This is a genomic window from Stenotrophomonas sp. GD03777, from assembly GCF_029842485.1.
Taxonomy (GTDB): Bacteria; Pseudomonadota; Gammaproteobacteria; order Xanthomonadales; family Xanthomonadaceae; genus Stenotrophomonas; species Stenotrophomonas sepilia.
This window is the reverse complement of sequence record NZ_JAOCGL010000026.1, coordinates 12,871-26,050: the sequence shown is the minus strand read 5'-3', so window position 1 is coordinate 26,050 and position 13,180 is coordinate 12,871. Positions and strand designations below refer to the sequence as shown.

At 66.1% G+C, this 13,180-nt stretch carries 13 protein-coding genes; 5 read left to right on the top strand and 8 right to left on the bottom strand.

Features of this window, described 5'->3' with window-relative positions; translation table 11 throughout:
• Position 1 precedes the first annotated feature (1 nt).
• Positions 2-295 carry a hypothetical protein gene (locus N5E02_RS08200; protein WP_279946160.1) on the top strand — a complete coding sequence of 98 codons (294 nt, stop codon included), beginning with the start codon at positions 2-4 and terminating at the stop codon, positions 293-295.
• A gap of 31 nt (positions 296-326) precedes the next feature.
• Here the strand turns inward: N5E02_RS08200 and N5E02_RS08195 are convergent, their stop codons facing one another.
• Positions 327-1,142 (bottom strand): DUF4349 domain-containing protein, encoded by an 816-nt coding sequence (locus N5E02_RS08195; protein ID WP_065186376.1) that lies wholly within the window; start codon positions 1,140-1,142, stop codon positions 327-329.
• Positions 1,139-1,495, bottom strand: coding sequence for a GFA family protein (locus N5E02_RS08190; RefSeq protein ID WP_053497067.1), 357 nt, complete (start codon positions 1,493-1,495; stop codon positions 1,139-1,141). Before N5E02_RS08190 ends, N5E02_RS08195 begins: the two co-directional genes overlap by 4 nt.
• Positions 1,496-1,607: 112 nt before the next feature.
• Between N5E02_RS08190 and N5E02_RS08185 the strand changes: the two genes are divergently transcribed.
• Complete coding sequence (locus N5E02_RS08185; protein WP_065186377.1) at positions 1,608-3,416, top strand: DUF885 domain-containing protein; 1,809 nt, start codon at positions 1,608-1,610, stop codon at positions 3,414-3,416.
• Between the two features lie 86 nt (positions 3,417-3,502).
• On the opposite strand, the gene N5E02_RS08180 is transcribed toward N5E02_RS08185, so the two are convergent.
• The 4 genes from N5E02_RS08180 to N5E02_RS08165 form a co-directional block, all read right to left on the bottom strand.
• Positions 3,503-3,937, bottom strand: coding sequence for a hypothetical protein (locus N5E02_RS08180; protein ID WP_005415827.1), 435 nt, complete (start codon positions 3,935-3,937; stop codon positions 3,503-3,505).
• A 151-nt stretch (positions 3,938-4,088) separates the two neighbouring features.
• The gene (agp, locus tag N5E02_RS08175) at positions 4,089-5,357 is read right to left on the bottom strand and encodes a bifunctional glucose-1-phosphatase/inositol phosphatase (RefSeq protein WP_005415826.1); all 1,269 of its coding nucleotides are present in this window, start codon (positions 5,355-5,357) and stop codon (positions 4,089-4,091) included.
• 67 nt (positions 5,358-5,424) lie between these two features.
• Positions 5,425-7,257 carry a multidrug efflux ABC transporter SmrA gene (gene smrA, locus N5E02_RS08170; protein WP_065186380.1) on the bottom strand — a complete coding sequence of 611 codons (1,833 nt, stop codon included), beginning with the start codon at positions 7,255-7,257 and terminating at the stop codon, positions 5,425-5,427.
• A gap of 155 nt (positions 7,258-7,412) precedes the next feature.
• The gene (locus tag N5E02_RS08165; protein ID WP_279946159.1) at positions 7,413-8,975 is read right to left on the bottom strand and encodes a serine hydrolase; all 1,563 of its coding nucleotides are present in this window, start codon (positions 8,973-8,975) and stop codon (positions 7,413-7,415) included.
• A gap of 110 nt (positions 8,976-9,085) precedes the next feature.
• Between N5E02_RS08165 and N5E02_RS08160 the strand changes: the two genes are divergently transcribed.
• Both N5E02_RS08160 and N5E02_RS08155 read left to right on the top strand, forming a co-directional pair.
• Positions 9,086-9,529, top strand: coding sequence for a VOC family protein (locus N5E02_RS08160; RefSeq protein ID WP_065177450.1), 444 nt, complete (start codon positions 9,086-9,088; stop codon positions 9,527-9,529).
• A complete protein-coding gene (locus N5E02_RS08155; protein ID WP_164093554.1) occupies positions 9,526-10,398 on the top strand; it encodes a DUF72 domain-containing protein in 873 nt (290 codons plus the stop codon). Before N5E02_RS08160 ends, N5E02_RS08155 begins: the two co-directional genes overlap by 4 nt.
• Here N5E02_RS08155 and N5E02_RS08150 read toward each other — a convergent pair.
• Complete coding sequence (locus tag N5E02_RS08150) at positions 10,319-10,933, bottom strand: Pr6Pr family membrane protein (RefSeq protein WP_164093555.1); 615 nt, start codon at positions 10,931-10,933, stop codon at positions 10,319-10,321. The two genes, N5E02_RS08155 and N5E02_RS08150, sit on opposite strands and share 80 nt — an antisense overlap.
• 79 nt (positions 10,934-11,012) lie before the next feature.
• On the opposite strand from N5E02_RS08150, the gene N5E02_RS08145 reads away from it, so the two are divergent.
• On the top strand, positions 11,013-11,960 hold the full coding sequence (locus N5E02_RS08145) for a DMT family transporter (RefSeq protein ID WP_279946157.1): 948 nt from the start codon (positions 11,013-11,015) through the stop codon (positions 11,958-11,960).
• Positions 11,961-11,990: 30 nt separating this feature from the next.
• Here the strand turns inward: N5E02_RS08145 and N5E02_RS08140 are convergent, their stop codons facing one another.
• The gene (locus N5E02_RS08140) at positions 11,991-13,151 is read right to left on the bottom strand and encodes an AAA family ATPase (protein WP_279946156.1); all 1,161 of its coding nucleotides are present in this window, start codon (positions 13,149-13,151) and stop codon (positions 11,991-11,993) included.
• Between the last annotated feature and the right edge of the window lie 29 nt (positions 13,152-13,180).

Sequence of the window (13,180 nt, the reverse complement as noted above, 5' to 3'; positions counted from 1 at the left end):
CATGGCCATGCTGCGACTGCGCATCACCGGAACCGAAGACGACGCCCGCGCCATCAGCGACCTGCTGCTCGGCCTGGACCGCATCGAACATGTCGAAGAAACCGACGACCTGATGCCGCACATGGACGACGACGATTCCAGTTCGGCCGGGCTGTCCGATGACATCGGTCCGGGCATCCACGAGCTGGAAGTGGAAGTCGGCAATGAAAGCACCGCGCAGAAGGTGCGCGATGCGGTGCAGGAACTGGCGCTGGAACTCGATGTGTTCGTCGAGTACGAGACCGACGAGGGCTGATGCCGGCTGACGGCCGGCATCGGCCTTCATCTCAGGGGTTGGGCGGTAGCTTGCGACGGCGGCGACGCCACCATGCCCGCACACCCCAGGCCGCGATCAAGGCCAGCACCGCCACCGGCAGCAGCGCGGCAGCAGCGCGGATCAGGAACGCAATGCTGGTGCTGAGGATGCTGCCCGACTCGCTCAGCGCCTCGCCGATCTCGCTGCGGCTGCGCTGGCCAGAGGTGGTGTCGAAGTGGATCGCCACCAGCTGAGTATCGATGCGCCGACGCTGCTGCGCGGCGTCCTTGTTGGCCTGCTCGACACCCGCCTCGATCTCCGACAGGCGCGTGGTGATCGCCATCAGGTCGTCGACCTTCAGGTCCTTGCGGTCCTGGTAGGACAGCAGGCGGGCGTGCTCCTTTTCAAGCCGCGCCTTGGTCAATGCCGTGTCGGCCACCGCCTGCGCGAGATCCTCGGCGCGCGTATTGCGGGACTGCAGCTTGCCGCCTTCACCAGCCATCGCGATCAGCGGCTCGGTGCCCTTCGGGGCGATGCGCACCTTCACTTCACCGCTGGGCTGCTCGCCGCCGTGCTGCTCGACCTGCAACACTGCACAGTCACCGAACTTCGCGCTCTGGCAGGCCTGGGCGATCTGCTGGATGCGCGGTGCGATCTGCGCCGCCTCCAGCTGCACCTGCACGTCGTGTTCGTAGGCCAGGAAGGCGCCTTCCGGCGAAGCGATGGCCGCCTCCGCGGCCGTGGCGCCCGCATCCCCCACCATGTCGCCCTGCTTGGCGCAGGCGCCCAGCGCCAGCAGCAGTACCGGCAGCGCCGCCCTGCGCGTCCACGCTCGCACCGGCCTCACAGTGCCGCTCCGTCGTAGGAGGTCACCGAAAGGCCAGCCAGATCCACCTGCGGCACGCAGCGCACGTTCACCGCCACCATCGGTGTGCCGGTGCGAGGGTCGACCGCTTCGCTGTAGGGAGCGATACCACACTGGCGGCAGTGGTGGTGGTCGATGTGGGCCTTGTTGAAGTGGTAGGTGGCCACGTCAGCCGGATCGGTGGCCAGCTGGAACGCCGCACGCGGGGCGAACCACAGCAGGCTGCCGCGACGCCGGCACATCGAACAGTTGCAGTCGATGACGTCGCTGATCGGCGCCTCGGCCTGTACGGTGAATGCGATCCTGCCGCAATGACAGCTTCCTTGGTATTCCATGTCCTGCGCTCCTTTGGAGGGTCCTTGAATCCGCCCATGGTAATCCTATGGCACGGGGACAAAGCAGCGACGGGGCCCTATGCTCAGGGTTTGACCCCGTACAGGAATGCCGATGCGCCCGCATCTTCTTGCCCTCGCCCTGGTCGCCGCGCTGGCCGGTTGCCAGCCGGCCGACGCCCCGACCAATGCTTCCACCCCGGCCGCCAGCCAGCAGGCCGGTGACGCGGCGGTCGACGCCGCCTTCGCCGATCTGTCCAAGCGCGCGCTGGACACCTGGATGCAGCTGTCGCCAGTCAGCGCCACCCAGATCGGTGACCACCGCTACGACAGCGAGCTGGACGACCTGAGTGCCGCCGGCCAGCAGAAGACCGTGGCCGCCTACAAGGCGCTGCTGGGCGAGCTGGACAAGATCGAGGTGGCCAAGCTGGGCCGTGAGAACCAGGTGGACGCAGCGATCCTGCGCAACCAGCTGCAGTCGGAAATCTGGAACGCCGAAGTGCTGCAGTCCGGCAAGTGGGACCCGCAGCTGTACAACGGCATCGCCGGCAGCGCGATCTACGGCCTGATGGCGCGCGAGTTCGCACCGCTGCCGGAGCGCCTGAAGGCGGCCACCGCGCGCATGGAGAAGCTGCCGGCGATCTTCGCCCAGGCCCGCGAGAACCTGGACCCGGCCCGCGTACCGAAGATCCACGCCGAGACCGTTGCCAAGCAGAACAAGGGCATCCTCAGCATCGTCGATACCTTCATCACCCCGCACATCGGCGAACTGCCGCAGGCCGACCAGCAGCGTCTGCAAGCGGCCATCGACGGCCTGAAGAAGGCCGTGGACGAGCAGCAGACCTGGCTGGACAAGACCCTGGTACCGAACGCCAAGGGCGACTTCCGCATCGGTGCGGAGAAATACGACCAGAAGCTGAAATTCGCGCTGAGCTCCTCGCTGTCGCGCCAGGAGATCGGTGAGCGTGCGCGCGCCGAACTCAAGCGCGTGCGCGAGGACATGTACGGCATCGCGCAGACCGTGCTGAAGGACAAGCCGGGTGCACCTGAGATGCCGGCCCAGCCGACCGACGAGCAGCAGCAGAAGGCGATCGAGGCCGCGCTGGAACTGGCCTACGCCGACAAGCCGGCACGCGACAAGGTGGTCGACGATGCCAAGGCCGCGCTGGAGCAGTCCACCGCGTTCGTACGCGAGCACGATCTGATGACGCTGCCCGATGCGCCGGTGGACATCATCCTGATGCCGGAATTCCAGCGTGGCGTGGCAGTGGCCTACTGCGATTCGCCGGGCCCGCTGGACAAGAACCTGAAGACCTTCTACGCCGTGTCGCCGATTCCGGACGACTGGAACGAGAAACAGGTCGACTCGTTCCTGCGTGAGTACAACTCGCGCATGATCCACCTGCTCAGCATCCATGAAGGTACTCCGGGCCATTACCTGGAAGGCTGGCACTCGGCCAAGTTCCCCTCGACCCTGCGTGCGGTGTTGCGTTCAGGCCTGTTCGCCGAAGGCTGGGCGGTCTACACCGAGCGCATGATGCAGGAGCAGGGTTACCTCAACAACGATCCGCTGTTCCACCTGGTGCAGCTGAAGTTCTACCTGCGCACGATCTCCAACGCGATCCTCGACCAGGGCGTGCACGTGGACAACTGGGATCGCGAGAAGGCGATGCACCTGATGACCCACGACGCGTTCCAGCAGGAAAGCGAAGCGGCGGGCAAGTGGGTGCGTGCACAGCTGACCTCGGCACAGCTACCGACCTACTTCGTCGGTGCGCAGGAACACTTCGACACCCGCAAGGCGGTGCAGGAGAAGCTGGGCGACAAGTTCAACCTGAAGGCGTACCACGACCAGGTGCTGTCCTACGGCGCACCCCCGGTGCGTTTCGTACGCCAGCTGATGCTGGACCAGCCGATCGAGTGATCGGGGTGGTGTAAGTTGGAAACGGAACGGCCCGGGCAAACCCGGGCCGTTTCTGCAGGCCGCCCCGAAATGACGGAACGGAGAACTCAGACGACCACTGCTGAGTAGACTCGAGCGGCGAGATCATGCGCGACGCCCATATTGACCAGTGCAAAATCAGACTCGTCTTCCCCACCGGTCTTTTTGACAATCTCCTGCAACTGGTACCTGCGCTCATACGAGGCCAGCACATCGCCAACGTCGCCTTTCGAACGGGCAGCACAAACGATCACCTTGCATCCTGCCTGTGCAAGTTGGTCGATCAGACCATCCACGGTTCCGGAAACATCACCACGGTTGAAAATTCCGATCTTGCATCCGTTGATCTGAACTATTGCACTGAAGTCGAGCTTGTGGCCAATAGCCTCAAACGAAATCAATCGCGTGGCAGAGTGCGCAGCCAGCAGTCGGTACAACATGAGAAGCGTCGAGCTCTTTCCCGAGTTGCTGGCGCCACGAAGCGCGATCAGCTGTTTTTTCATTTTCGAAGTCCATTTTCAGGGTTGAAATAATGCTGCCGGAACCTGGCAGCGAGCACACACATCATGCCACCGAGTTGCACCGGATTCAGCGGCATTGAATGGCGGCAATCCAAGTGTCGGCACCCGCCTGGTTCACGGGACTCTGCGGTCTTCAGACACCATCGACAGCCCTTTTGCCATCTCCGCTGAAGGCCCTCACTTTAGCTCCAAGTAGTTGCCTAAACTGCGCTTCAGTGCACCCAGTCTTCGCACACCCTTGCGGCACCAGCGTCGCCCGTACCGGCGGCTGCATTTCACTCAGTGGCACCGCGTCACGCAACTGCTCCTTGGTGGGATAGACATATACCAACCGGTAGTGCGCCCTCCCGCTGTGCCCACGCCAGCGTTCGAACTGCAGCAGGCCACCGATCGGTGTCTTCTCGTACTGCCCCGGCAGGCTGTAGTCGCTGATTCCCAACGCCGCCAGCACCGAGCCGATGTTGGAATCGTGACCGACCAGCAGGGTCACCTTCGGCGACGCCGGGTCGTCGAACAACGCATTCACTCTTGTCAGCAGCGGAGCGGCCACATCACGCGCCACCTCGGGCGTTCCGAACAGGATGTCCTGGTAGCGGTTGCGGATCTGCGCCAGCGCCTGCCATTGCGCCTCGGTGGTCAACCGGCCCCAGCCTTCGCGGGGGATGCCACTGCCCTGGTAGTGCTCCATCAACAAGGCATCGACCAGCCCGCTGGCCAGCGCCAGTGATCCGGACGCGCGAGGCTCCTTGCCCGGTTCCGTACTGAAGGTGGTATCGGCCAGCGCCAGATGGCAGTCGCTGTGCCCCTTGCATGCCGCCGACTGCGGATAGCGGGTGATCTCCTCCACCACGGACAAAGCCGGTGCCAGGTCCACTGCGGCCAGCTCTCGCTGCATTGACTCCAGCACGCGCGTGCGGAATGCCGCGTCGTCGTTGTGGATCACCGGATCGAACAGCGGATCCATCGTCCCCAGCGCCATGCGCTGTTCGACCGTGACATGGCAGCCCGGAAACGCACCGGCAATGAAGAACTGCGCGGTGGCCTGGGTGCGCTGCAGGCTGTTGGCGTACGCGTGGAAGTCATCCTCCTGCGGGCAACCCGACACCGGCAACAGCTGCGCCTGGCGCAGCCACTGGCCGATGTAGCGCCCCATGTAGACCTCCAGCACACCGCCCTTGGTGGTCAGCTCGCCCGGTGCCACCTCCCAGCGCGGCCAGTCCTCGGGCGTCGCATTGGCCAGCGCACCGGAGGCGACCACTGGCGCGCGCAGGTTGTGGCGGCTGAGCAGGACGACCTGCTCGAGCTGGTCGCCGTCCATCGGTGCCGGCGCAGCCGTGGCAACCGTAGCAACCGTGGCAACCAGGCTGAGTGCCAGCAACAGGGAGCGCAGGGGGCGGATCATGCAGGTCTCCGGAAACACGCTAGGGTCAGAGCCCTTTCCTGCGGAAAGGGATCCGACCCCGAAACGATCATTGATCGGCAGCAACAAATCCACCGGTCTGTCGTGCCCACAACCGTGCGTACAGACCACCGGCCGCGATCAGTTCGGCATGGCTGCCGGTCTCGACGATGCGGCCCTGGTCCATCACCACCAGCCGGTCCATGCGCGCGATGGTCGACAACCGGTGCGCGATTGCGATCACCGTCTTGCCGCCCATCAGCTCATCCAGGCTGTCCTGGATCGCCGCTTCGACTTCCGAGTCCAGTGCCGAGGTCGCTTCGTCCAGCACCAGGATCGGCGCGTCCTTCAGCAGCACGCGGGCAATGGCGATGCGCTGGCGCTGGCCACCGGACAGCTTCACCCCGCGCTCGCCGACATGCGCGTCGTAGCCACGACGCCCCTGCCCGTCCACCAGCGTATCGATGAAGGCTTCGGCACGCGCCTTGGCTACGGCAGCACGCAGCTGCTCCTCGGTCGCATCGGGGCGGCCGTACAGCAGGTTGTCGCGGATCGAGCGATGCAGCAGCGAGGTGTCCTGGGTGACCACGCCGATCTGCTGGCGCAGGCTTTCCTGGGTGACGCAGGCGATGTCCTGGCCGTCGATCAGGATGCGGCCACTCTCCAGGTCGTACAGGCGCAGCAGCACGTTCACCAGGGTCGACTTGCCGGCACCGGAAGGACCGACCAGGCCGATCTTCTCGCCCGGCTTCACCACCAGGTCGAGGCCGGCGATCACGCCGCCCTTCTTGCCGTAATGGAAGTGGATGTCCTGGAACTGCACGCCACCGCGGGTCACCTGCAGCGGCACCGCGTCCCCGCGGTCCTGCACGGTCAGCGGCTGGGCGATGGTGGTGATGCCATCCTGCACCGTGCCGATGTCCTCGAAGATGCCGTTGATGGTCCACATGATCCAGCCGGACATGTTGTGGATGCGGATCACCAGACCGGTCGCCAGCGTGATCGCGCCCACGGTGATATGACCGCCATTCCACAGCCACAGCGCGAGCCCACAGGTGCCGGCAATCAGGAAACCGTTGACGATGGCGATGGTCAGGTCCATGCCGGTGGTTATCCGGGTCTGCGCGCGGTGCTTGACCGCCAGTTCCTGGATCGACTCGGCCACGTAGGCCTGTTCGCGCCCGCCATGGGCGAACAGTTTCAGCGTGGGAATGTTGGTGTAGCCATCGACGATCCGGCCCATCGCCTTGGAGCGCGCTTCGGACGCAATCCAGGCCCGTTCCTTCGCGCGCGGCACGAAGTAGACCATGATCACCGCATAGGCCAGCAGCCACAGGACCAGCGGCACCATCAACCGCCAGTCCGCCTGCGCGAACAGGTACAGCGCCGTGCCGGTATAGACCACGATGTACCAGAGCGAGTCGACCATCTGTACCGCCGACTCGCGCAGCGAGGTACCGGTCTGCATCACCCGGTTGGCGACGCTGCCGGCGAAGTCGTTCTGGAAGAAGCTCAGGCTCTGCCGCACCACGTAGTTGTGCATCAGCCAGCGCGAGCGGTTGCTCAGGCCGGGCACGATCGCCTGGTTGACCAGCAGGTTGTGCAGGCCCACCAGGATCGGCCGCGCGATGACCGTGATGAACAGCATCCAGCCCAGTTCATTGGCATGGCGCTTGAAGAAATCGGCACCGGGCTGCTCGGCGACCATGTCGACGATGCGGCCCAGGTAGTCGAACATGGCCACTTCCACCAGCGCCAGCAGCAGGCCGGCAATCAGGGTCGCCAGCAGCACCGGCCAGACCGGGCGCAGGTAGTGCAGGTAGAACGGCAGCACCTTGCGCGGTGGCATGCGCCCATCCACGGGCGGGAAAACCGGGATCAGGGATTCAAACCAACGGAACATCGCATTCCCTCGCCATCAAGAGCCGGCGGAGTATCCCACGCCGGATGTGTACGCCGGCCGACGATGCCGCGGCGCCGGTAGTGCCGGCCGCTGGCCGGCAACCTCGCGACGTTTCCAGGGATCATGAGGTTGCCGGCCAGCGGCCGGCGCTACCCTCATTCTTTGACCGGGGTGAACAGCAGGTCCTGGAAATCGAAACTGAAATCGGTCAGGTCGGAAATCGGCTGCATGCGCACCTCGCGCACCTTGCCATCCGGGTCCAGGCTGAAGTTCACGAACGCATCGGCGTTGAGCGAACGGTCGTCCCAGCGCACGATGAAGGTGTCGTGCTGCCAGTGCTCCAGGCGCCCGCTCAGCTGCGCGGTCTTCGCAAAGCGCAGGCGCAGGCCCTTGCCTTCGGCGCTGATCTGCATGTCGCCATACCAGCGGTCACGGAAGCTGCCGGTGTAGCCGGCCAGCGCCAGCGATGGCCTGCTGCCCTTGTCGCGTGCGCTCTGGTGCTTGGCCCAGGCCTCGTCGGCCTTGTCCTGCCCCTTGGCCACGGCCTTGGCATAGGCATCCACCCAATCGTGCTTTTCTCCGCCCAGGTAAGCGTCAAGCACGCTCAGGGTGATCGCATTGAACGCCGCGCCCACTTCCTGGTTGGTCAGCACCACCACGCCCAGCTTCTCGCCGGGCACCAGGGTCAACCGCGAGACCATGCCCGGCCAGCCACCGGTGTGCCAGACCAGCTTCTGCCCGCGGTAGTCGCTCAGGCTCCAGCCTTCGCCATAGCCGGCGAAGTTGGCCCGCGCCGGTGCCAGCTCCGGCACGCTCGGCGCCGGGATCGACTGCGGGGTGATCATCCGCCACATCTGCTGCTGGCTCTTTTCACTGAACAGCACCGTGCCATCGGCGAGCTTGCCTCCGGCCAGCTGCACCTGCATCCAGCGCGCCATGTCGTGCGCGCTGGAATAGATGCCACCGGCGCCGGCATTGTTCGACCAGGTCAGCGGTGCAACGGTGCGCAGGTCCTTGAAATCGTACTTGGCGTGGCCGACCGCCGCCTTGTCACCTGGCTTCAGGTGGTCGGCGTTGTAGCGCGTGCCGGCCATCCCCACCTTGTCGAAGATGCGCGTCTGCAGGAACTGCTGGTAGCTCATGCCGGACACGCGCTCGATCACCTGTTGGGCGACCGCGTACAGGATGTTGTCGTAGGCATAGCTCTCGCGGAAGCCGCCCTTCAGCGGCACCCTGCCCAGTCGCTCCACCACTTCGGCGTTGCTGTAGGAGGTGGCCGGCCAGAACAGCAGGTCACCGGCGCCCAGGCTCAGCCCGCTGCGATGCGACAGCAGGTCGCGGATCGTCATCTGCCCGGTCACGAACGGATCGGACATGCGGAACGACGGCAGGTGATCGATCACCTTGTCATCCATCTTCAGCTTGCCGTCCTCGGCCAGCAGGTTCAGCGAGGTGGCGGTGAACGCCTTGGTATTGGAAGCGATGGCAAACAGGGTGTCGGCCCGCACCGGTTCCGGCTTGCCCTGCTCGCGCACGCCCCAGCCACGTTCCAGCACCACCTGGCCATCCTTGACTACGGCCACGGCGATGCCGGGCACGTCGAACTGCGTGCGCACGCGCTCGACGGTCGCATCCAGGTCCTGCAGCTGCTGCGGGGTCGCCGCATTGGCCATGGTCGTGCACGCCAGCAGCACGGCTCCTCCGATCCAGGTTTTCATCCAGCACCATCTCCGAACAGGGGTAGCGGCCATGTGCAGGCCGTCACCGGGGTTTCGCAGGATGGTAACGGTCGTCGATGCACCCTGCCCCGTGCCATAGGAGGGGTGTCATGGGCGGGAATGGCCAACCAAGCAACGGCTCCACCATCATTCCGTGCCTGCGCTACCGCGACGCGCTGGCCGCCATCGACTGGCTGCAGCGGGCCTTCGGCTTCCATGCCCAGGCCGTGTATGCCGATGGCGATACGGTTTTCCATGCCCAGCTCACCTTCGGCAGCGGCATGATCATGCTGGGCTCGGCCAGCAACCAGAGTGCGTGGAGCAAACACGCGGCCCTGCCTGACGAGGTCGGCGGCCGCCAGACCCAGAGCGCCTGCGTGATCGTCACCGATGTCGATGCGCACTATGCGCGGGCCAAGGCGGCTGGAGCGCGCATCGTCATCGACATTGCCGACCAGGACTACGGTGGCCGCGGCTACGCCTGTGCCGATCCTGAAGGCTACCTGTGGTGGTTCGGCAGCTACGACCCCTGGCGCGAGGACCACAGCCAGTGACCGCTGCCGGCCAGATGGCGATCCGCTGCGGTATTGGCGGCTGGGTGTTTCCCGAGTGGCGCGGCGGCATGTTCTATCCGGTGGGACTGCCGCAGCGCGAGGAACTGGCCCATGCCAGCCGCGCCCTGCGCTGCATCGAGATCAACGGCACCTTCTACCGCACGCCGACTGCGGCCCAGTGCGCGCAGTGGGCCGCGCAGACGCCGGAAGGCTTCCGTTTCTCGATGAAGGCGCCACGCTACCTGGTGCAGCGCCGCGACCTGGCCAGCACCGTGGAAGCGGCCACGCCATTCCTGCAGGCGGCACTTGCGCTCGGTGACCGGCTCGGCCCGCTGCTGTGGCAGTTCGATCCGCACCATCCGGCCGACGCCGATGCATTGGAAGCGCTGATGGCGCAGCTGCCGAAGCAGCTCGAGGGCGTGCCGTTGCAGCACGCTCTGGAAGTGCGCAACGCCAAGGCACATGGACCGGCTCTGGTCACCGCCGCGCGCCGCCACGGCGTGGCGCTGGTGATCGAGGACAGCGACGAGGCGCTATTGCATGGCGATGTCAGTGCGGGCTTCGTCTACGCGCGGATCAAGCGCAGCCAGGCCCGCTTGAACGAGGGCCTGCCTGCGTCCGTCCAGCAGCGCTGGGCTGAACGCGCACGACGCTGGTCACGCGGCGAGCCGGTGGACGACCTGCCCTGCCTGACCGGGCCCGCCCCGGAAACCCCGCGCGAGGTCTACCTGCTGTGCATCGGTGCCGGCAAGGCCCGCAACCCGGCCGCAGCGATGGCCCTGCAGCGCCTCATCGACGGCGCCAGCGGTCCAGCCCCCACAGCAGGGTCCAGCCCACCACGAAGACGCCCGCAACGCGCAGCACGTTGAGCAGGAAGGCCGCCAGGCCCAGGCGTTGCAGTTCGAGGAATGGATACGGCGCCTGTCCGGTCATTGCAGCGACCAGCATCGCCCAGCCAAGGTAGACCAGCGGTACCAGCAGCACGCCGCCCAGCGCGCGCCAGCGCAGCGCCCCATGCGGCAGCAGCCACCACCACCCCAGCAGGTACAGCGCCGGCACAGCGTAGTGCAGGCCGGCATCGACCCACCATTGCAGCCCGGTGGGCTGCCACAGCCCCTGCAACGCCAGCATGTAGATGCACGCGGTCACACCGATGCACAACGCGATCACCGCGGCGACAGTCGTGTCCAGCACACCCGCACGGATCAGCCTGACGCATCCCAGGCACACCGCCAGGTTGCTGAGAATCGTGAAGTAACCAACGAAGCGCAGTGTCGCCATGCCGACCCCGGCAGCCGCCCCGGGGCCGCGTAGCAGCAACAGGTATTGCAGCAGCAACGCGGTGGCGGCCGCCAGTGCAGTCAGTGCTGCCCATGCACGCAGGGCGGAGCGGTTGGCAGCCATTGCAGGGTTCCCCTGAGGAGTTTCCGCGAGCATGCCACAGGCGTCGCCGGCGACCGTACGATTGCCTCACAATAGGCCGATGAGCACACCCGACACCCGCAAAGCGCTGTGGCAGATCCATTTCTGTGTCCTGCTGTGGGGCATCACGGCCATCCTCGGCAAGCTGATCACCCTGCCCGCACTGCCGCTGGTGTGGTGGCGCATGCTGCTGGTGACGGCGATGCTGGCCCTGCTGCCGCGGGTCTGGCGCGGGTTGCGCACCCTGCCCCTGCGGCTGGTGGCAGGCTACGCCGGCATCGGCGCGCTGGTCGCCCTTCACTGGCTGACGTTCTACGGCGCGGTGAAGCTGGCCAATGCCTCGGTGGCTGCCACCTGCATCGCACTGGCACCGGTGTTCACCTCGATCATCGAGCCGTGGGTGGCCAAGCGGCCGTTCCAGCTGCGTGAGCTGGCGTTCGGCCTGGCGGTGCTGCCGGGTGTTGCGCTGGTGGTCGGTGGCGTGCCCGATGGCATGCGCCTGGGTGTGTTGATCGGCGCGATCTCGGCGCTGCTGGTGGCGGTGTTCGGTTCGCTCAACAAGCGCATGGTCAGCCATGCCGATCCGCTCACGGTCACCACGCTGGAGCTGGGTGCCGGCACCCTCACCCTGACCCTGCTGGCGCCGCTGATGCCCTATCTGCTGCCGGCGCTGGCCAGCCCGCTGTGGGTGGTCCCGAATCTGCACGACGGGATCCTGCTGCTGGTGCTGGCCGGGTTCTGCACGCTGCTGCCGTTCGCCCTGGCCCTGGTCGCACTGCGCCACCTGAGCGCCTACACGGTGCAGCTGGTGACCAACCTGGAGCCGGTCTATGCGGTGGTACTGGCGGTGGTGCTGCTGCGCGAGCAGCACGAAGTCACCCCGTGGTTCTACCTGGGCGTGGCGATCATCGTCGGCGCGGTGTTCCTGCATCCGCTGCTGAACCGCCGCAAGCCGGTGCAGCATCCGGAAATCCTTGGCACGGCCGAAGCGCGCAACATCGCCGATTGAGTGCATCCACGCATGGCGTGGATGGCCGCATCAACGCTGCGGCCAATGCCAGGCCGGCGCATCCAGCAGGCCCTGCCCGCTCAACAGCGTGCGGCCCTGGTCCTTGTACAGATGCAGCGAATGGCACCCTGGCGCCTGTTCCAACGCCGCGATCAGCCGGCTGGCGTGCGACACCACCCATACCTGGCTGCGCGCACTGGCTGCGATGATGAGCCGCGCCAGCGCCGGCAGCAGGTCCGGGGGCAGGCTGGTCTCCGGTTCGTTGAGCACCATCAACGGCGGTGGGCGTGGTGTGTGCAGCGCCGCCGCCAGCAGCAGGAAGCGCAGCGTGCCGTCGGAGAGCTCGGCCATCGACAATGGCCGCAGCAACCCAGGTTGGTGGAAGCGCAGCGCCAAGCGTCCATCCAGCGCCTCGAAATCGACCGTGGCGCCCGGGAACGCGTCATCGACGCTGCGTGCCAACGCAACCGGGTCCCCGATCTCGAGGATGGTCACCCAGGCCGCCGCCAGGTCCCGGCCATCGTGATGCAGCACCGGCGTGCGCGTGGCCATCGCCGGTTGCCGCGCCGGGGCGTCGCCATCGCTGCGGAAATGGTCATAGAAGCGCCAGCAACGGATGTACTCACGCAGGGTGATCGTTTCGGGCATGCGCTGCGGATCGCCGACCTGGGTGAACAGGCTGTCGAACAGCGACAACCGGTCATCCACCAGATCCCAACCGCGCGCATGGCGCTGCCGCACCATCCCCCCGCGACGATCGACCAGCAGGTTGGCGCTGCGCAGGAACGGCCCGGCCCAGATCGCCTCGGCCTTGATCTGCGGATCCAGCGCAAACGGCGAACGGCTGGGCGGCGGATAGCCGAGATCGATGGCATAGCCCAATTCTTCGGTAGTGAAACCCAGCTTCAGCCCCACCGACACCTGCCGGAGCCCGCCCTGCAGCGGAATCTCGCCGGCCGCAACCCTGCGATCGATGGATTCGGGACCTGCCCACAGCGCCGAACCAAGCCCACCTTCGCGGGCCAGCACCGCCGCGACTCCGCCCTGTGCGGTCTCCGCCAGCAGGCGCAGCGCGCGGTACAGGCTGGACTTGCCACTGCCGTTGTCGCCGGTCACCACATTCAACCGCTGCAGCGGCAGTACCAGCCCATGCAACGAGCGATAGTGGGCGATGGCCAGGGTCTGCAACATGGTCGGCGTCCGGGAAGACAAAGCGTCAT